Origin of the sequence: Streptomyces sp. NPDC093801 (assembly GCF_040701585.1) — a bacterium.
GTDB lineage: Bacteria > Actinomycetota > Actinomycetes > Streptomycetales > Streptomycetaceae > Streptomyces.
In genome coordinates this window covers 124272-142920 of record NZ_JBFBDP010000016.1, presented here as the reverse complement: position 1 = coordinate 142920, position 18649 = coordinate 124272, and the positions used below count along the sequence as shown (strand labels likewise).

Annotated in this window: 16 protein-coding genes and 1 pseudogene; 7 read left to right on the top strand and 10 right to left on the bottom strand. The window is 68.7% G+C overall.

Annotated features, from left to right (window positions below):
- Positions 1-118: 118 nt before the first annotated feature.
- The 7 genes from AB0469_RS20240 to AB0469_RS20210 all read right to left on the bottom strand — a co-directional run bounded on the left by AB0469_RS20240 (position 119) and on the right by AB0469_RS20210 (position 6033).
- Positions 119-2317, bottom strand: a complete 2199-nt coding sequence (locus AB0469_RS20240) for a cell division protein FtsK (RefSeq protein ID WP_366452774.1) — start codon at positions 2315-2317, stop codon at positions 119-121.
- Between the two features lie 130 nt (positions 2318-2447).
- Positions 2448-2843, bottom strand: a complete 396-nt coding sequence (locus tag AB0469_RS20235; RefSeq protein ID WP_366452773.1) for an RRQRL motif-containing zinc-binding protein — start codon at positions 2841-2843, stop codon at positions 2448-2450.
- Positions 2843-3946, bottom strand: a complete 1104-nt coding sequence (locus tag AB0469_RS20230) for a conjugal transfer protein (RefSeq protein WP_366452840.1) — start codon at positions 3944-3946, stop codon at positions 2843-2845. The genes AB0469_RS20235 and AB0469_RS20230 overlap by 1 nt, the downstream gene beginning before the upstream one ends.
- On the bottom strand, positions 3946-4515 hold the full coding sequence (locus tag AB0469_RS20225) for a GGDEF domain-containing protein (protein ID WP_366452772.1): 570 nt from the start codon (positions 4513-4515) through the stop codon (positions 3946-3948). The genes AB0469_RS20230 and AB0469_RS20225 overlap by 1 nt, the downstream gene beginning before the upstream one ends.
- Before the next feature lie 68 nt (positions 4516-4583).
- On the bottom strand, positions 4584-5183 hold the full coding sequence (locus AB0469_RS20220) for a hypothetical protein (protein ID WP_366452771.1): 600 nt from the start codon (positions 5181-5183) through the stop codon (positions 4584-4586).
- Complete coding sequence (locus tag AB0469_RS20215) at positions 5180-5476, bottom strand: hypothetical protein (RefSeq protein ID WP_366452770.1); 297 nt, start codon at positions 5474-5476, stop codon at positions 5180-5182. Before AB0469_RS20215 ends, AB0469_RS20220 begins: the two co-directional genes overlap by 4 nt.
- Before the next feature lie 86 nt (positions 5477-5562).
- The gene (locus tag AB0469_RS20210) at positions 5563-6033 is read right to left on the bottom strand and encodes a transcriptional regulator (protein ID WP_366452769.1); all 471 of its coding nucleotides are present in this window, start codon (positions 6031-6033) and stop codon (positions 5563-5565) included.
- A gap of 780 nt (positions 6034-6813) precedes the next feature.
- Here AB0469_RS20210 and AB0469_RS20205 point away from each other — a divergent pair.
- The 5 genes and pseudogenes from AB0469_RS20205 to AB0469_RS20185 all read left to right on the top strand — a co-directional run bounded on the left by AB0469_RS20205 (position 6814) and on the right by AB0469_RS20185 (position 10038).
- Positions 6814-7191: a winged helix-turn-helix domain-containing protein gene (locus AB0469_RS20205; protein ID WP_366452768.1), complete on the top strand. Its 378-nt coding sequence runs from the start codon at positions 6814-6816 to the stop codon at positions 7189-7191.
- A gap of 205 nt (positions 7192-7396) precedes the next feature.
- A pseudogene (locus AB0469_RS20200) lies at positions 7397-7663 on the top strand (helix-turn-helix transcriptional regulator); the annotation flags it as partial.
- A 192-nt stretch (positions 7664-7855) separates the two neighbouring features.
- Entirely contained in the window at positions 7856-8863 is a 1008-nt protein-coding gene (locus tag AB0469_RS20195) for a DNA-binding protein (protein ID WP_366452839.1), read from the top strand.
- Between the two features lie 42 nt (positions 8864-8905).
- Entirely contained in the window at positions 8906-9589 is a 684-nt protein-coding gene (locus tag AB0469_RS20190; protein ID WP_366452767.1) for a dihydrofolate reductase family protein, read from the top strand.
- Entirely contained in the window at positions 9586-10038 is a 453-nt protein-coding gene (locus AB0469_RS20185) for a deaminase (RefSeq protein ID WP_366452766.1), read from the top strand. Before AB0469_RS20190 ends, AB0469_RS20185 begins: the two co-directional genes overlap by 4 nt.
- A 54-nt stretch (positions 10039-10092) precedes the next feature.
- Here AB0469_RS20185 and AB0469_RS20180 read toward each other — a convergent pair whose 3' ends face one another.
- Positions 10093-13086 (bottom strand): tetratricopeptide repeat protein, encoded by a 2994-nt coding sequence (locus tag AB0469_RS20180; protein WP_366452765.1) that lies wholly within the window; start codon positions 13084-13086, stop codon positions 10093-10095.
- A 232-nt stretch (positions 13087-13318) separates the two neighbouring features.
- Between AB0469_RS20180 and AB0469_RS20175 the strand changes: the two genes are divergently transcribed.
- Positions 13319-13663: a DUF6009 family protein gene (locus AB0469_RS20175; protein WP_366452764.1), complete on the top strand. Its 345-nt coding sequence runs from the start codon at positions 13319-13321 to the stop codon at positions 13661-13663.
- A 128-nt stretch (positions 13664-13791) separates the two neighbouring features.
- A complete protein-coding gene (locus AB0469_RS20170; protein ID WP_366452763.1) occupies positions 13792-13899 on the top strand; it encodes a glutamine synthetase in 108 nt (35 codons plus the stop codon).
- A gap of 82 nt (positions 13900-13981) precedes the next feature.
- On the opposite strand, the gene AB0469_RS20165 is transcribed toward AB0469_RS20170, so the two are convergent.
- Positions 13982-16060: a PIG-L family deacetylase gene (locus AB0469_RS20165; protein ID WP_366452762.1), complete on the bottom strand. Its 2079-nt coding sequence runs from the start codon at positions 16058-16060 to the stop codon at positions 13982-13984.
- 287 nt (positions 16061-16347) lie between these two features.
- The gene (locus tag AB0469_RS20160) at positions 16348-18552 is read right to left on the bottom strand and encodes a PIG-L family deacetylase (RefSeq protein WP_366452761.1); all 2205 of its coding nucleotides are present in this window, start codon (positions 18550-18552) and stop codon (positions 16348-16350) included.
- Positions 18553-18649: the final 97 nt, after the last annotated feature.

Here is an 18649-nt window from a genome sequence, read left to right as displayed (position 1 = left end):
CAGGGCGTGCGGGGGCGGGCCCGCTAGGAGCTAGCGGGCTGATCAGGCGGTATATGGGGTGCTAGCGGTGCCGCTAGACCTAGCGGGGTGTGCTGCTAGGCCTAGCGGCGGCCTGTGGCTAGCTCGCATCCCGCTTTCCGTCATGCTCAGCAACGGCGCCCGTGATTCGGGCGCGCTCGATGCCGCGTCGGTTTGCGCCCTTGCCCTCCTCGGTCTTGCCCCAGACCTGTCCGGTGGGGACGCCGTGGGGCTTGAGGGCGGCGGCCAGGCCCTCGGGGTCCCAGCCGCCGTAGACGTCCGGTCGCAGCTCGGCGAGACGCGATACGACGATCTCGGACCAGACCTTGGGCTCCTCGGCGGGGACGACGGCGAGGATGTCCGAGAGCAGGTCGTACGAGGACCGCTCGTCGTGCTCGGGCTCCTGGCCGAGGGCGTGGCCGCTGAGGGTGCCGGCGGACTCGCGGGCGGCGCGAGCCCGGTTGCCGATTGCTTCGGCGGTGGGGGCGTCCACGTACACGGAGGAGACGATGCGGGCGTCCGCCCCCTCACCCACGAAGTAGTGGATGCCCTTGTCCTTCCAGGAGAACATCGTGGCCCGCACGCCCCGCTTGTAGCTGGAGGTGCCCAGGACCATGTCGTTCTCCAGCTGGCCCATGACCTTCAGACAGAACCGGGCTGAGGCGTTCGCCGAGATGCCGGTGGGCAGGGCCTTGGCGTCCGGGCGCTGGGTGGCCAGGAGCAGGACGATGCCGGTGGCGGGGCCACGCTTGACCAGGTCGGTGCAGATCTCCTCGAACTCGGCTCCGTGCTTGGGGTGCTCGAACCAGACCTGGCACTCGTCCACCCCGATGACGATCGGGTGCAGGCCGAGCTTGGGCTTGTTCGCCAGCTCCGAGGTCACCTTCGACTCGGGGCAGATGTCGCGGGGGAGGGAGCGGATCATCTTCGCCCGGCGGCGGAGTTCCTCGCGGACTTCGCGGAGGTCGGCGAGGGCGTAGTCGATGTCCGAGTCCTCATCTCCGGCGCGGTGGCGGTGGGAGACCTTCTCGCCCACCGGGTCGAGGTCGCCCGTGCCCTTGAGGTCGTAGGTGTGCAGCTCAGCGCGGCTGTCGAGGGCCGCGATGAGCAGGAGCAGGCGCAGGAGGAAGGTCTTGCCCATGCGGGGGATGGCGCCGATGACGGCCGCGATGTACATGAGGGTGATCTCCACCCAGCGTCCGCGCTGGTCGGTACCGAAGGCCACCGGACGGAAGAGATCCACCTCGCCGGACTTCAGGAGCGGCCAGGTGGGCTTTTTGGCGGTGGACATGTCCTGGTCGCCGACCCAGAGCACGAGGCGGCCGGTGTGCTCGTCGGGGACGGCCTCGGGCCAGACGCACCCGAGGGGGCGGCGCAGACCTGAGGCGAGCTTGTCGCGGCGCTCGATGACGTCGGTGACGGTGACGCCGTAGGGAAGGTCTCCCTCGGCACGCCAGCCGGGGCCGTCGCGGGTGATGGGAGCGGTGAAGGTGAAGCCGTCACGGCCCTTGGACTGCGCCTGGTTGATCGGAGCGATGCCGAGGGCGCCGAGGGCGCGCAGGATGATGTCCGAGGTCAGCTTGGGGGCCTTCGCCACTTCCACGGCCCGGTTGATGACCGGCGCATCCGGGCGGCGGCCGGCCGCACCGAGGGCGAGGATCAGGGCGCTGACGGAGAGGGCGTGGATCCAGCCCGGAGCCAGGACGTAGACGGCGAGCGCGGTGATGGACCCGACCAGGAGGGCGAGGCCGGCGATGATGGCGCGTAGCCGGACGCGGCCGTCGCGCTGGCGGGACAGGGTCAGGTACTCGATCGCGTCCTCACGGCGGACGGCCGCCGCGCGGACCGGCTCGCCCTCGCGGTCGATCAGCCAGCGCATCGTCCCCCCGACCACCTTCGCGGCCCCGCGCGGAGACTGGAAGGCGAGGCGGGCAGCGTAGACGGGGGACCGCAGCGCGTGATACCCGGCGAGGTGCGTGTAGTGCCGGGCCACCCACAGGGTGGCCGTCTTCAGCTCCTCGGTCGACCGCAGCCACGGCGGGACGATCGCCTGCCGCTTCGCGCCGAGCAGGCGGCCCAGGTATCCGGGTCCGGCGAGCGCGGGTCCGTCGACCAGCCGTCGGGCCGTCGGGTCGCCCGACTCGTCCTCGGCGGGGACCGGGGCGGGGTGGTCCGACGAGTCGGCCCCCGAGGCGCGGGCGGTACGGGCCTTGTCGAGGTCAACAACGTCCGCGTGGAAGTCTGCGGACAGCTCGGCTTCGAGCCGCCTGAAGAAGTCGTGCTCATCGCGGTGGTTCACTGGTGCTTCCCTTCCAGTGCGAGGGGTAAGACGGGCCCGGCCGACTGCTGTGAGAGGTGAGCGGTCGGGCCCGTGCCTTGATGGTGAGTCCGGTCCTTGCGCAGGCGGGCACGCAGAGTGCGTGCCTTGTTCAGGCGGCGCGCTGCTCGTGGACGGCGCTGCACGCAGTGCAGCTACCGAGAGAGGTCGGGATGACGTAGCCGGCGTCCTGCTGGCAGTCGGGGCAGGTACGGCGGGCACGCATCGCCTCGGCGAGGGCGGCGCGGCGTCCGGGCGTCATCGGCCGTACGGGCTTGGCCCGGTCGATGGCGAAGAGGTAGGCCACGCGAATGCCGGGGGTCCCCGGCCGGCGGTAGCGGTTGGAGTGCCAGAGCACCTGCGCGACCACGTCCTGGCCACCCGGGCGGAGCCCCTGCTCGCGGAGCTGACGGCGGGTGGCCAGGCCGAGCGGGGCGAGGTTCCACGGATACGTGGGGATGCCGAAGCGTTCCCCACGCGGGTCCCAGAACCGTGGCTGGACGGCCATCAGGCTGCCGCCTCAGCCGCGGTCGGCTGCTTAGTCCGCTCAGCCCTGAGTGTGTCGCGCAGAGTGCGGCCGTTTGCCGACGACGTGCGGACTGCCTTGCGGATCGCTTCGGCCGTCAGCTCGTCGTCGGACCAGTCGGCTGTGGCCTTCCGCGCTTCGGCGAGGAGTTCATCCGGTGTGCGAGTCGGTCGGGGAGTGCGGGCCGACTGAGGCACTCGACCGGTCGCCCTACGCGGTACGGACTTCAACGCGGCGACCGACTTCACCGGAGCCGCATCAGGAGGCTGTACCGGCTCGACTGCCGGGACCGCCTCTGTCGGCTCCGCCGGTTCGATGGCCGGAACCGGGTCGGCCGACTCGGGCGAGGGCAGTTCGGCAGCGGCGGCCGGGGACTCGGCGGTCGACTCGTGCAGGTCAGATCCCAACCGATTTACAGTGAACTCCACCGTTTCATGCAGGTTTGCGGGAGCGGTGAACATGACGGCGAGAGCAGCGTCCGCACCGCTGGTCAGACGGTCGCGTTGGACGTCCAGGAGTCGGGCGCCCAGCGAGGCGTCTCCCAGCCCGACTTTGCGGGCCAGCCGCCACGAGGTTCGGTCCGACGACTTCCGCACCCACGACTGAGGGTGGTTCGCCGCACGGGCCCGGTGGTACGCCAGCGCCCGCACCACGGCAGCGGCCCTCGCTTCAGCCTCGATGTCGTGGCCGTCCTGATGGACCACGATCCGCCGGGCGAGGAACGCCATGCCCTCCGCAGACACGCACATGCCCATCGGCGTCACGGCGTAGATCACGGTGCGGCCCGGATCATCGGCGGCCATGGCGGCCATGACTGACGCGGCAGTGGGAAGAGCCCACAATCCCGTCCGGATGATGCCGGGGGAGGACTGCCCCAGCATGGTCAGCCCGAGCAGCACCAGCGCCAGAACGGCGGTCGCGCCCTCGCCGGCCGCCACCGCGCCGAGTGCCGTACCCGAGCCGTAGGCGCGGCTGATGTTGCTGAACGTTCCCGCGCCGCCGGCGATGCCAGTGGCGAGCATGGGCAGGAAGGCGGCCGTGAGGACGACCTTCTGCACCTTGGTCAAGGACCTGCGGTCCGGCATCACGTTGCCTCCCCGGTGGTGCCGCGGCGGCCGGCCCGGCGACCGTTGACCGTGGACGTTTCCTGGACGGTCAGGCGATGCGTGATGCGCCAGCCCCCACCGCGCTGCTTGGCCTTGTACATCTGCTCGTCCGCACGGCGCAGCAGGGTGGACAGGTCGGTGCCGGCGCGGTGGTAAGCGGCGCCGATCGAGGTGTGCACCTCGATGGAGCGGCCCTCGAACAGCACTGGCTGGTCCAGCCACCCGGTCAGCATGACCAGGTCGCTGCGCAGCTTGTCGATGCCGTAGCCGGGGATGACGACGGCGAACTCGTCCCCGCCCAGGCGCCCGGAGATCCCGGCGTGTTCCTCGGCCCACAGGCCAAGGCGCTGCCCGGTCGCGCGGATGACCGCGTCACCGGCGGCGTGGCCGAGCGTGTCGTTGATCTCCTTGAACCGGTTGAGGTCCAAGACGAGGACGGCGCGCTGGCACTGCTGCGACAGGCTCTTGCGGGCCCTCTGCTCGAAGGGGGCCCGAGTCCACAGGCCGGTGAGCGGGTCGCGGCGGGCGGTTTCGATTCGGCGCCGCATCCACAGACTGTGAACCGACCATCCGGATACGAGCGGGAGTGCCGCGGACAGGGCCGTCATGGTGTGGCTCACGCCGCACCCCCGAGGTCGGGGTTGGTCAGACCCGTCAGGTCGGCGATCTCGTCCCCGGTCAGCTTCGTCCGCTGGTCCATGGCGAGGGCAACCGTGGTGATGTAGGGCCACAGCAGCGCGACCGTGCGGTCGGCTACGCGCTGGATGTGGGGCCAGGACTTCCCGCCCAGCGGGGCGTGGCCGCGGCCGAGGAGATAGCCGAACTGGGCGAGGACGTCGATGGCCAGCTCGCGGTCGTGCAGGGACACGCAACCCGCTTCCAGCTCGGGCGTCCACAGCTCGGTCTGCTTCAGGTGGCGGACGTGGGCGAGCTCGCCGGCCGCGCTCTGGGCGGCGTACCGCCAGGGCGAAACCCCGGCGGCGACGTGCCGAGTGTTGCCCGTGACCGAGATGGTCCCGTTGTCGGCCTGCCAGGCGATCACCTGGCTGTCGATGACCTGCATGCCGTAGGCCATGGACAGCACCGCGTGCCCAGCCTCGTGGAAGGCCAGCCCGAGGCGCGCCTGCTCGTAGGTCAAGGTCGGCATGGGCACGGTCGGCCGGGGCTCGCCACGGTGGTCGAGCAGGTGCTCCGGCTGGGGCATCGTGGAGTTCACGCCGCCACCCGGCCCTTGCCATTGCGCCGACGGGCGCCGGAGCGGGCCGCGATCGGGACGACGTTGAACAGCTCGGGTGCGTGGGCCTCGATCACCTGGGCGGCGACCCGGCTGACGTCGTCGGGGAGGTTCGGGTACTCGGCGAGGATGTCGCGGGCCGCGTCCAGGCGGGCCGCGCGCTCCTCCTCACTCTCGTCCTGCACGCCGAGCCACAGCTCCAGCGGGGTGCCGAGGGCCAGTTCGATGAACTCGTCGGTGCTGACGACCTCGTGGCCGCCGATGAAGGTACGCATGGTGCACTCTCCTGATGTCGAAGGGGCTTGCTGCCCGGGGCGGTCGCGGTCTTTGGCGAGAGGCGACCGCCCGGGGGTGGAGCAGCTCAGATGGTGGTGATGAGCAGGGCTGCGACCAGCAGCCACAGGTGGTGGAAGGACTGGTCGAGGGCGTAGGCGCCGGTGCCGAGGTGGGCCGCGGGCGTGCCCTCGGCGGTGACCGGGTGCAGCGGGTGAGCACCCGTGCCGAGCTGGTAGAACTCCGTCTGGCCGGTGGCCTTGGCCAGCCAGGCGAGGGTGCTGCGGCGGTCGGCCCACCAGTGCGTTACCGCATCCACTCCCAGCCCGACCACCAGGCCCACGACCGAGAGGTCCAGGCCGAGCAGCAACGCGACGGGGAGGAGTAAGGCGAGCTTGGTGGCGGTCAGGGTGGCGACGTGGCGGGCGTCGGCCAGGCGGCCGGTCCATCCGGTCTTGCCCTTGTCGGCAGACTGGCGGGAGGTCTGCACCCAGTGATCCCCGACGCTATGCGCGACGTACAGGGTGGCGAACACGGCGGCGAAGGTTGCAGCATCCACAGGAACTCCTCGGTACCGAAGGGAAGTGGTGGCGAGGGCGGTCGCGGTCCTTGGCGAGAGGCGACCCAGCCCTGGTGGTGAAGCCCGAATCGCGGCTCCCCTCGACCCCGCCCGTACGTGACGGGCGGAGGAGGCAACCGGCCGGAGCGCAGGCAGCGCTTCGGAAGGGTGGAAGGGTTGTGCAAGCGGGGCCGGACGATGAAGTCCGGAGCCGCCTCGCACAGCGGTCGTGCGGTGACGCGAAGGGCGCGGCTGGCCGTACCGGTCCAGTACGGCCGGCGCCCACAGATGTCGAAGGAACACAGCAGCCTCCAAGCCGGAGGGGCGAGGCTTCACCAGCGCACCGTTGCCACGGCGCTCCGGTCCCGAGCCTGAGAATCGGGCGCGTCATCGTCACTGCTCTGACGCCAGCAGGGCGGCGCGTACCGGGTGGCACCCCGAGGGGTGTTCTCCAGAGCCAGGACGCGGACGAAGTGGCCGCCGGCGACAACCCATCGCCATGGGGACGGGGATCACGCCCCGTCTCGTCTCACTTGGCACGCTGTTCAGTTCTCAAGGAACGAGTGCTTCCTTCAGACCCCGTTCGAGGGCCCTCCGGGCACGGCGGTGCGGGCTCGATCGCGGCTGCCCTCCGGGCAGCTGCGGCCGATTGGGCCTGGCTTCAGGTCGAAGCTCAGCTCTGCCTCAGAGTGCACTGTGAGGCAGGGTTGCGCAAGCCCCCTCGGCGTAAGAGCGGAGCGAGCGCTGGTCCTACCTGTGCCGCTTAGGCACACTGAGGCAGTGACCGCGAAGAGACTTGAGGTGCAGATGGTTGAGTGGACGGGCAAGCCCGCCTACCAGCAGGTTGCGGAGCAGCTGCGGGGGAGGATCGCGGCCGGCGAGTTTGCCGAGTCCGGCAAGCTGCCGTCCCTGGCGGACCTCCAGGTGATGTACGGCGTCACCGTGACCGTGGCGCGTGACGCCATCCGTCAGCTCAAGACGGACGGCCTCGTGGTGAGCCACCAGGGCAAGGGAGCGTTCCTGACGGCTGCGGCTTCGGACAATGCCAGGCTCGTCGGCCCCGAGGCCGCGATCGCAGAGCTTCGCGAGCAGGTCGCTCGACTTCAGAGTGAAGTGGTCGAACTCCGTGAGCGAGTCGTGGAGCTGGAGGAAAAGTGATGCCCGGCCGGCGCCCGCCCCAACGGGGTAGTCGCCGAGCGAGCGCTGCGCGCTCTGATTCACGAGCTGCCGAGTCGCTGCCGTTGTCACAATCCCGCCCCTTCGTCGGCATCGGATGGAGCGCTCCGACCTGCGTCGCTAGGCTGGTCGCCCGCCCCTCTGCATCCTTTGTAGCGAGGGAAATTGACTGTTCGGCAGACCTGCCATGTGGCCGCCCAAGGGTGGCCACATGGGCCGCATGAGGGGGGACAGAGTGGGGCAGCGTCCGAACGATCTGACACCGCATGCAGGCCCACAGCACTACCTCGGCGCCGAGATGCGCGCCTGGCGCACGCACCGGGGCTTATCGCTGGGCAAGCTCAGCGGAACCATCCTGTTCAACGCCAGCTACATGGCACGCGTCGAGCGTGGAGGCCAAGCCGCATCCGCCGATCTGGTCCGGGCGTACGACGACGCTCTCGGGGCGAGCGGATCGCTCGTCCGGCTCCACACCTCAATCCTCGAAGGAGTCAGCCTTGAGGCCCTTCCCAAGGGGGATGTGGCTAATCGAGGGCCTCATGTGGCTAAAGCCCCTGTGGCCCTGGCTGGGGAATCGGAAATTCAGGCACCGTCGGAGGAGGGGATGTCAGTCCCCGTACGTTCCGATGACGGAAGGATCATCTTCGTGTCGCTGTCCCGAAGGGCCCTGATCGGCGCGCTCGGCGCAGGCGCGGCGATAGCCGCAACCCCCAACCTCTCGGCGGCAGCGGCCCCCGCCCCCCGCGCGGATCTCGTTGCGTCCGGGGCCGACCCGATCGAACTCCTCCAGGCCACCCGAAGAGTGCTGATCGACAACGACAACCTGTTCGGGCCGCACCGGGTGATACCGACCGTCCAGCAGCAGATCGCCGCCATCAAGGAACTACGGGTGGACCGCCGCGGAACCGACCGCCGGCAGCTCCTCCAGCTCCAGACCCAGTACTCCGAACTGTGCGGCTGGCTCTACCAGGACCTTGGGGACTTCCGCGCCGCCCAGCACTGGATGCGGGAGGCGCTGGAGGCCTCGCACATGGCAGGAGACGACGAGCTCACCACGTACATCCTGGCGCGCCGCAGCCAGCTCGCCGGGGACATGAACGACCCGATCGAGGCGGTGGACGTAGCGGAGGCGGCGGAAGACCGAGCCGTGCCACGAAGCCGCCTGGCCGCGGTGGCCGCGACGTACGGGGCGCACGGGCACGCCCTGAGGGACGACCCGCTGTCGGCCCAGCGAGCGTACGAACACGCCCTGGAGCTCCACGCCACCATGGACCCGGATCCCAGTTCCCCGTGGGGCGTATGGCTGGATGCGGCGTACATCGACGTGCAGCGGGCGCACAGCCTCTCGGCGCTGGGAGACCATCGAGGGGCGGCCGAGGGCTTCCGGAACGCCATCAGCCGGCTGCCCGCCGGCTATCACCGTGACCGCGGGGTGTACCTCGGCCGGGAGGCCGTCTCGCTGGCGAGGGTGGGGGAGGCTGAGCAGGCAGCGGTCGTCGGCCTGCAAGCCCTCAGCGTCGCGAAGGAGACCGGCTCGGACCGGATCTCGCGGGAGCTGGCCCAGCTGGACGGCATTCTTGATCAATGGCGTACGGTCCCTGGCGTGAGCGACTTCAAGGACGCTCTGACCGACGCCGTACTACGCCAGGCCTGACCTGACTCCCTCAGCACTGACCAGCAACCGAAGGAGACCTCGATGCCCCGCCCGTACGTCCTGCTGAGCGTGGCCACATCCGTGGACGGCTACATCGATGACACCAGCACGACGCGGCTCCTGCTGAGCAACAGCGAGGACTTTGACCGCGTCGACCAGGTGCGCGCTGAGTCCGACGCCATCCTGATCGGTGCCGGCACGATGCGGTCCGACAATCCCCGGCTGCTGGTCAACAGCGAGGAGCGGCGCGAAGCCCGGGTGGCCGCGGGGAAGCCCGCCTACCCGCTCAAGGTGACCATCTCAGCGAGCGGGGACCTGGATGCCGACCTGAAGTTCTGGCACCACGGCGGGGACAAGCTCGCCTACACCACAGACGCGGGCGAGGAGAAGCTCCGAGAGACGCTCGCCGGTCTCGCGGACGTTGTCTCCACGGGCCCGACCATTGACTTCGGCGCCCTGCTGGACGACCTCGGCGCGCGCGGCATAGAGCGGCTGATGGTGGAGGGCGGAGGCCAGATCCACACGGCGTTCCTCTCCCAGGGCCTGGCCGACGAGATCCACCTCGCCATCGCCCCCCTGGTCGTCGGCGACCCGGGTGCCCCCCGCTTCCTGAACCCCGCCAGCTACCCGGGCGGTTCGACCCACCGGATGCACCTCGCCGAGGCCACCACCATCGGCGACGTGGTCCTGCTCCGCTACCTGCCCAAGCAGGAGGGATCCGCGTGACACACGCCGATGACGTGACCTGGATGGAGCGGGCCATCGAGCTCTCCCGCAAATGTCCGCCGGCGGAAGGCGCGTTCTCGGTCGGCGCCATCATCGTGAGCGCCGACGGCGAGGAACTGGCCCACGGCTACTCGCGCGAGACGGACGCCCACGTCCACGCCGAGGAATCGGCCCTGGCCAAGCTCCCGGCGGACGACCCGCGCCTGGCCGGCGCCACCATCTACAGCACCCTGGAGCCCTGCTCGGAACGCCGCTCCCGCCCCCTCACATGCACCCAGCTGATCCTCCGCTCCCCAATCCGCCGAGTAGTCATCGCGTGGCGGGAGCCGAGTCTCCTGGTGGCCGATTGCGTGGGCGTGGAGACCCTTGTGACCGAGGGGGCTGACGTTATTGAACTGCCTGAGTTGGTTGCTGCGGCTCGCGCGGTTAACGCTCACCTGCTGGGTTAGATCCAAAGAAGGCACCCTCTGTCACGGTGAATCAAATGCCAGGTAAAGGATTGCTTAGTGCGTTTCAGGTGAAGCATTCCTTAGATGGCCCCTGAAGGTTTCAAGAATCCTAGCCGGGAATTCGACTGTGAGTGTCAGGCTATCCATAACAGTCGTAAGTTCTGACATTTCGCCAGCTGATGGGTTGCTATCCATGGCGGCTTTGAGGAAGAATTCTGCCTTCTCCCAATCAGGCGTCAGGCAGTGGGTGAGAAAGAGATTTGCGCGCGAGTAGAGAGTCTGAGGTTCCATTGTGGAAAACATTTCCACTACGTGCGCTATTTGAGCCTCCCGACCCTGATCCTGCAGGGCGTGTAGGACAACCGCCTTCTCGTACTGGCTCCATCCGTCACTTGGATCTAGATCGGCTGCCCTGGCGAAGTCACTCAGAGCGTCTTCGTACCTTCCCTGGAGGCGGGAAATTACGCCCCGATTCGTTAGCGAGAACGCGTCATTTGGTTCAAGCTCTAGCGCGCACGTGAAATCGGAAAGAGCTTCCTCCAGGCGGCCTTCCAATCGATAGATTTGCCCGCGGCTCCGCAAGAACGAGGCTGTGCGTGGTTCCAGCTCGATAGCTCGGGTGAGATCAGCTAGTGCTTCTTCGGTTCTGGCCAGCGATGCGTAGAACAGTCCTCGACTGGTTATGGCCCAGGTGTAGAAGGGATCAAGTGTGATCGCGCGCTCCAGGTCTGCCAAGGCTTCTGTGTATCGCCCTAGTTTTCTATACACAAGAGACCGGTAGGTGAGCGTGAAAGGGTGGGATTCGATTTCGAGAGACCTGGCAAAGTCTTCAAGTGCTGCATTGTGTTGGTGTAGTGAATGGTAAGTTAGAGCTCTATTGGTAAAGGCCCAGGCTCGCTCGGGATCGATTTCTATCGCTCGAGTGAAGTCAGTAATTGCTTGGCCGTACCGTGATGCAGACTTGTGCGCCTCGCCTCGATTGATGTAGGACCATGAGAGTTCGGGCGCTGATGTGATCGCTCGGGTGAAATCTGCTACTGCGTCATCGTATCGATCCATTGCATGGAATGTGAGGCCGCGGATATTCAGGGCCCATGCGTGTTGGGGGTCGATCTCAATGGCCCTATTGAGATCGCCTATCGCCTCTTCGTACTGTTTCATTGCGTATCGCGTCCGCCCGCGGTTCGCAATGGACCAGGCGGAGTCCGGCTCGATTTCGACGGCTTGATTGAAATTGATCAGAGCGTCCTCGAGCTCGTCCCTCAGCAGGTGGACTTCCCCTAGGCCTCGGAATGCGCGTGCAGTGGGGTGGAGATTGATAGCTGTAGTGTAATCCGTCATGGATTGCTGGACCTGATCAACAATACGATATTCCCAGGCGCGCATGATCAGGGCGCGGGATTGCGTCGATTTATCCAAATCGCCGTGTGAGAGGAGCAGTGTCAGTATGGAGATGCCGGGGTTGGGGTCTGCCAGGGCGGCTTGGAGTCGTTTCGCCCAATCGCGAACCGGGCGTGCATCGGCGTCACGACCTGCCCGTGCGATTGTCTGAACGTAGCGCCGAAGAATACTCAGTTTAGCGTCGTAGGCATCGAGGAGTTCCTGTAATACCTTGGGAAGCGTGGCTCGGTGATCTGCGCATAGCCGATGATAGGTTTCCTGAAGTTTGTAGCCACGCCAAACCTCGTCCGTCCACAGGCTCCGCGTCGAGGCAGTGTCTTCCTCGATTCGGCTGCGCCACTCCTGAAAGGCTTCTGCCAGGTGGGAGTGTTGTCTCTTCCATCGCTCAGGAGACTGCTGGCGCTGGAGCCGCAGCATGGCCTCCCGTACCACCTCGTGATAGCGGAGCTGGCCAGAATGATCGGTAACGAAGGGGAGAGATCGGAGCCATGTGAAGAGGTGGCCATATTCTTCGTGACTGACGGCCTTAAAATAGATATCCTCGTTGACCTCCTCTGGGAGAGAGCAGGCCATAGCGACGGTTCGATGGGCTGGATCAGACTCCCATTTGAGGAACCGTTCCACGGCAGTGCCGCTGGGATCTCCTACATCTTCAACGCTATTCGGCTGTGACTCGGCAAGGGTGGACACCAAGACTGGCAACCTGCCGGAGACTTGCAAGATCACCTCGGCTATTCGCTCGTCGGTGACTCCCTTGGCTGTCAAAAGCTGTCTGGCCTCGAATTCGGTGAATATGTTTAGTGGGAGGTCTGTAACCAAGTCGAGCCAGTCACCCCAGCACCTTACGTCCAGCTGTGATTGCCCCGCCAGAACCACCAGTACATTTGCTGGCATCTGGCCATGCTGATCGCTGACAATGATGGACTGTAGCCATGCGTCAAGAAGCGGGCCGATTCGTTCGTATGTGTCGAAGAAAAGCGCCAGCCATGGTCGACGCTTGGCGATGTCTCCCAGGTCCTGCAAAAACAGGGGAGTGAGGGACTGTAGTGGTGAAGCGACAAGTTCGACGTCCTCGTGGCTTCGTAGCCGACTGCTGAGCATCGACTTGACTCGATCTGCGCCAAGCGCCACCCGAGCAGGGTCAACTGCTCCGGCGAAAGGTCCGACTCCTGGAATCATGCCTAGCCCAACCAAGCCAAGCCGCGAGGCGATCACGCTGGAGTTTGATGGGCTGGCCTCAGTTAGACCCTGCTGGCTTGCCTCGGCTCCCGCTGCCGCGGCGTTGGAATCAACCTCGTGGCGACGCTGCCTATAGGTGGCTAGCAGCTTGTCGAAGTTTTTAAATTCATTCCCTTGCTGTGCGAACTGGAAGCTGATGGCCCTCATTGCTTCGACGGGATCGGAAACTGATTCATCTACGACGGCCGTTAACGCTTCCGCATCGTGAGCGATGCTCTGTAGCTGGCGCACCAGGGTAGATTTACCTACACCAGCTGGGCCATGGATGTGAAAGAGAAACTGAGTGGCATCCTCGGGAGGCTGCCTCAGGGCGTCTTGGAAGGTCGTCTGTTCCTCTATGCGGCCGATCAGCTCGCTTCGGCGCCGTCGACGGATGAGCTCCTGACGTGATGGGCCTCGTCCGGCCACGTTGCACCCCAACACCAGTCGAGTGACAGATCTACAGTCATGTTCCTAGGTGTCGATGGCTGCTGTCTCCGTTTTGGCAAGTTTGGGCGCCCGTCCGCCAAACGATGCATGTGAAGCAGCGGGCTGAGCCAGCCCGACTGACTCCGCCGTGTAAGGCGCTGACTGCTCTGGGCAGACTGCACTGCAGAGTGATCAGACCTGGGTAGGGATCTCGCAAGAGGACCGTGGTGCCTTGGCTTACGAAGTGCAGATCGTGTGGAGTGAGGAGATCGAGGAGTTCGACTACGTCCGGCAGTCTGCGCACCTAGCGTCGTCGACGCGGCGAGAGCCTGTGGCTTGGATGGCGGGCCGGCCTGTGGGCTACACCGTCCTGAAGGTTGATGCGCCGAGCGGGGTCGTGCCAGGCAAGTTCGGGAGGCGGGTCTTTTGGGCCAAGGATCACGACCGTTCCGAGCAGACGCGCGGCACCTACCGCACTTCGGCTCCGAGCGGAGCTGTTGACCCGCGGACCGTCGCGCCTGATGTTTGGGGCGAACTGACGGAACGGGATTGGGGATGCCAGCTACCTGCCGAGTGAAGGAGGCCGGGCGAACAGGCACCTTGGGCCGTCCCCGGGCCGTCGGAAGGCGGCCGAGGGCGACCAGAGCCGACCAACTACGACCTCTCCACCCCTGTGGGGCATGGCTCTGAAGGCACGGGCCGCAGGTGGCCGGAGTCGGGCATGACTTCCTCCGCAACAAGAAGCAGGAGTGGGAGGAGTACCGCTCGGAGGTCACGGCCTTCGAACTCCGCAAGAACCTCCCGGTGCTGTAGGGCTCCGAGCCCCTGCGGCGCGGTGACCGCGGCCCCGCCCCCCCCGACGAGGGGGGGGCGGGGCCGCGGGCGTTTGGCGGGGTCAGGTGGTGGGGGTCGGGAGGATCGCCGGGTGCCAGAGGGGGGTCGGGGTCGTCGGGCGGGGGGTGGCGGTGTGGAGGTGGGCGTCCAGGCCGAGGGCCGCCGTGGTCGTGGTGCCCGTCGAGTCGAGGACCGCTGAAGGGGCGCCCGCGTAGAGCATGCGGGACTCCGTCCAGGCCGGGGGGCCGCCCAGGGTGCTCGTGGAGACCGTGCCCGCGTCGGCGCGGCCCGTCAGGAGGCGGCCCGCGACGCCGATCGCCCCGTAACCCGCCCGGCCGCCGGACTCCGAGACGCTGGAGACCTGCGGGGCGCCCGGGCCGGCGGTGACCAGGGCGCTGCGGACCACCCCGGAGTCGGGGCGGCGGAAGTAGAGGCGGACGCCCGCGCCGTCGCGGGCCGCCGTGAGGGGGACCGTGGTGGCGGGGAGGCCGGTGGGGTACGGGCCGGCGAGGGGGGCGGCCGGGGTGGGCTGGGTCCAGGCCAGGACGGACTTGGTGGTGGTGGCGTAGACGTGGCGGCGGCCCGCGGAGTCCGTGAGGGTGACGGGGTCGCTCTGGAGGTCCTCGCCGCCCAGCTTCTGCCAGTCGGTGAAGGCGCCCGAGGGCTGCTGGACGCGGGCGCGCAGGGTGCGGCGCGCGTCGCGCAGGTAGACGGTGAGGCGGCCCTCGGGGTCGACGGCGGCCGCGGGGGCGCTGATGGCGGAGGTGCCGGGTTCGTCGCCGGGTTCGGGGGTGCCGAGGGACTGCCAGGCGCCGAACGGGCCGTCGGGGGCGGCCTGGACGGCGTACACCACCTCGCGCCGGTAGTCGGCGGGCCGGGGCCCGAGGACCGTGCGGGTGGCGAGGACCGCGACGCGGCCGTCGGGGAGCCGGGCGGTGGTGGCGCCGGAGTCGACGCCGGTGCCTGGGAGCAGGGCGGGGCCGGTCCAGGCGCCGGAGCGGTCGCGGGTCCAGACGGCCATCCGGCCGTCGAGGGCGGCGAAGGCCCAGAGCCGGCCGGGCGTGCCCTCGGTGAGCCAGGAGGCGTTGTCGGCGCGGGCGTAGCGCAGGGACTGGGCCCAGTTGCGGCCGGTGGGGCTGCCGGCCACCTTGCGGTCGCCGCAGCCGTCGGGGGAGCCGCAGTAGTCGGCGTGGTCCTGCCAGGCGTAGGTCTTGAGGTAGCCGATCTTCGTCTCGGCGGTCTGCGGGTCCAGGGCGTGGGGGAGGGTGCCGTTGTGGTAGCCGAGGTAGTTCTGGACCGAGAACCGCGGCCGGTCGGCGACCCGTTCGGCGTACGCGGCGGTGGCGGCCTGCACGAAGCGGGCGCCGTACATGTGGTCCTGGTGGTCGGTGTACTTGCCGGTGTCCGCGTAGCGGTTCGGCGTCGGGTCCTGCATCCGTATCGTCGTGGGCCGGTACCGCTCCAGGATGCCCGATATGGACTGGACGACCTGGTCCTTGGTGTACGAGAACTGCTGCTTGACCGGGGTCCCGGTGGTGAGCTGGGCACCCAGGGCCGGTATCTGGCCGTTCCACAGGCCGCGCAGGCTGTCCGGGTTCTCGGCGGCCGGGTTGCGGGCCTCGCGCAGCTGGAGCCAGACCAGGTTGACCCGGGGCCGGGCCACGAGGACGTCGAGTTCGGCCTGGCCGCCGCCCGCGGTGGGTATGACCGTGCGCTTCCAGGCGCTGGTGCGGTCGCCCGTGGCCATCTGGGCGTAGGCGGAGCGTATGCCGTTCTGCCGGGCCTCCGCGTAGCGGGCGCGGTCGGCGGGCTGTTCGGGGTCCTTGGCCTCGCCGCCGTGGGCCTCGTTGCGCCCGTCGGCCTCGCCGGAGGTGAGGTAGGCGGTGGTGACGGGGAGTCCGGCGAGCAGGGAGCGGCTGAGGTCGGGGTTCATGAAGAACAGGTCGTCGTCGGGGTGGGCGACGATCTGGACGACCGTGCCCGAGGTGGTGCTGGCGGGGAGGAGGGCGGAGGGGTCCTTGCCCTGGGTGGTCTCGGCCGACGTCTGCTGCCCGGAGGCGATGGAGAGCACGCCGGAGGCGCCCAGGGTGAGCATGGGCACGACGGCCGCGAGGAGGAAGCGGCGGCGGGAAACGGGCATCGGTTACGCCTTGGGGTCGTTCCGGACGGGAAGAACCGCTGTGCAGTCACTGAGAGGCGAAATCGGGCGGGTTGGTTCACCGATTTCGCCGATGACGCGCGTTTTCCGAAAACGACCGGGTGTGAGGGTGCACGGTCGGCGGCCCGGTGTGCGCGTCCGCCCGGATCGTGGACGCGCGCCGTCTCCCGCGCGGGGCAAGGACGTTACCGATGCGGGGTGTTGGGGCTGGTGTGGCACGGAGGGTGTCTGTCCACCCGGTGCACCGCCCATGCCTGGGTAGGGGCGGGTTAGGGAGTGGTGTTGCGCGGGCCGACCGGCTGCCAGGGCGCCAGGTACGCGTCGGGCTCGTCCGCCGACGAGGTGACGTACAGCCGCGCGTCGAGGCCCACCACCGCCAGGCTGACCAGGTTCTTCCCGGTCATGGTGCTGGACGGGGCACCCACGAACATCAGGGGTGAGCGCTGCCAGGGCTGCCCCTCGCCGACGTCCGCGCCGAGCAGGCCGCCGGCGGAGCGGCCGGCGAGGAGGTGCCCGCTGGCCGTCACGGAGCCGAAGCCCTGGAGGCCGCCGAGGTCGGTGAGGCCGGTCGCCTTCAGGCCTTCCTCGTCCGTCATCAGGGCGGTGCGGACGTTGCCGGAGCCGGGCTTGCGGAACCAGACCCGTACGCCGCCCTCGCGGCCCTCCGCGGTGAGGGGGAGGGTGGTCTCGGGCAGGCCGGTGGGGGTGGCCGGGCCCAGGGGGGCGCCGGGTCCGGGCTGGAGCCAGCCGGTCACCGACGTGGTGGTGGCGGCGAAGACCATCCGCCGCCCGGTCCCGTCGGTGGCGGTGACGGGGGTGCCGTGCAGGTCGGCGCCGCCGTGGGCCTCCCAGGGGCTCCAGGTGCCGTCCGGGTGCCGGACGCGGCCGCGCAGGGTGGAGGCGCCGTCGCGCACGTACACGGCGAGGGCGCCGGTCCCGTCGACGGAGACGGCGGGCGCGCTGATGTCGGAGGTCCAGTCGGCGTCGGAGGCCTCGGGGGTGCCGAGCGACTGCCAGGCGCCGAACTCCTCGGAGCCGGAGGCCTGCTGGACGGCGTAGACCACCTCGCGGCGGTAGTCGGCGGGCTTCTCGCCGAAGGAGGTGCGGGTGCCGAAGGCAGCTATCCGGCCGTCCTTCAGGGTGACGGTGGACACGCCCTGGTCCATCCCGGTTCCGGGCAGCAGGAGGGGGCCGGTCCAGCGGCCTATGAGACCGCTGCGGTGCCAGAGGGCGACCTGGCCGTCGAGGACCTTGAAGGCCCACAGGCCGTGCTCGGCGTCGGAGGTCAGCCAGGTGGTGCCGGTGCCGCGCGCGTAGTTGATGGACTGGGTCCAGCCGTTGCCCGAGGGGTGCTCGGCGACCTTGAGGTCCCCGCAGCCGGCCTCGCTGCCGCAGTGGTTCTCCTTGTCCAGCCAGGCGTAGGTGTCCAGGATGTCCAGCTTCTCCTTGGCCTCGCCGGGGCCGAGGGCGCGGGGCAGGGAGCCGTTGAAGTAGCCGACGTAGTTCTGGACGGTGAAGTGCGGGCGGTCCTTGAACTGCTCCGCGTAGGCGGCGGTGGCCATCTGGACGAACCGGGCGCCGTAGAAGTGGTCCTGGTGGTCGGTGTAGCGCTTGGTGTCGCGGAAGCGGCCGGGGGTCGGGTCCTGGGTGCGGATGGTCGTGGGCCGGTACCGCTCCAGGATGCCGACGATCGTCTGGACGACCTGGTCCTTGGTGTACGTGAACCCGTGCCGGACGGGGGTCCCGGAGGCGAGCACCGACTCCAGGTGGGGTACCTTCCCGTCCCACAGGCCGTGGAGGCTGTCGGGTACGTCCTGGTAGACGTTGCCGGCCTCGCGCATCTGGAGCCAGACGAGGTTGACCTGGGGCCGGGCGACGAGGACGTCGACCTCGGCGTGGCCGCCGCCCTTGGTGGGGATGACGCTGCGCTTCCAGGCGCTGCTGCGGTCGCCGGTGGCCATCTTGGCGTAGGCGGCGCGGATGCCGTTCTGCCGGGCTTCGGCGTAGGCGGGCTTGTTGGGCGGGGTCGAGGCCGCCTTGCCGGCGGCGGCGTTGATGCCGTCGGCCTCGCCGGAGGTGAGGTAGACGGAGGTCACCGGGTGGCCGGAGGCTATGGAGTACCCGAGGTCCGGGTTCATGAAGTAGAGGTCGTCGTCGGGGTGGGCGACGATCTGGAGCACCCGGCCGGGGTCGGGGGAGTCCGCCGCGGTGGCGGTGGTGGCCCGGGAATCGGGCGCCGTGGGCGCGTCGAGGCCGGTGAGGGCCTCGTTGCCGCGGAGGATGAGCATGCCGCCGGCGGCGGTGGCGGCGAGGAGGGCGACGGCCTTGACGACGGCGCGGGCGCGCGGGTGTCCGACGTGGTCGTGGCCGTGCCGGGTGGTCGCGGAGGCCTCGGGGGCCGCCCCAGGGGCGGTCGGGCCGGGCTCGGACGCGGGCACGGCGACGGCGAGCGAGGACGGGGGTCCGTCGGACATGGGGCTCCTCGCGGCCGGTCGGGCGGGGACCGGGCCCCTGACGCACAGATCTAGAGAGCTATAAGTAAGCAGATAATCCGATAATCCGCCTCATGAT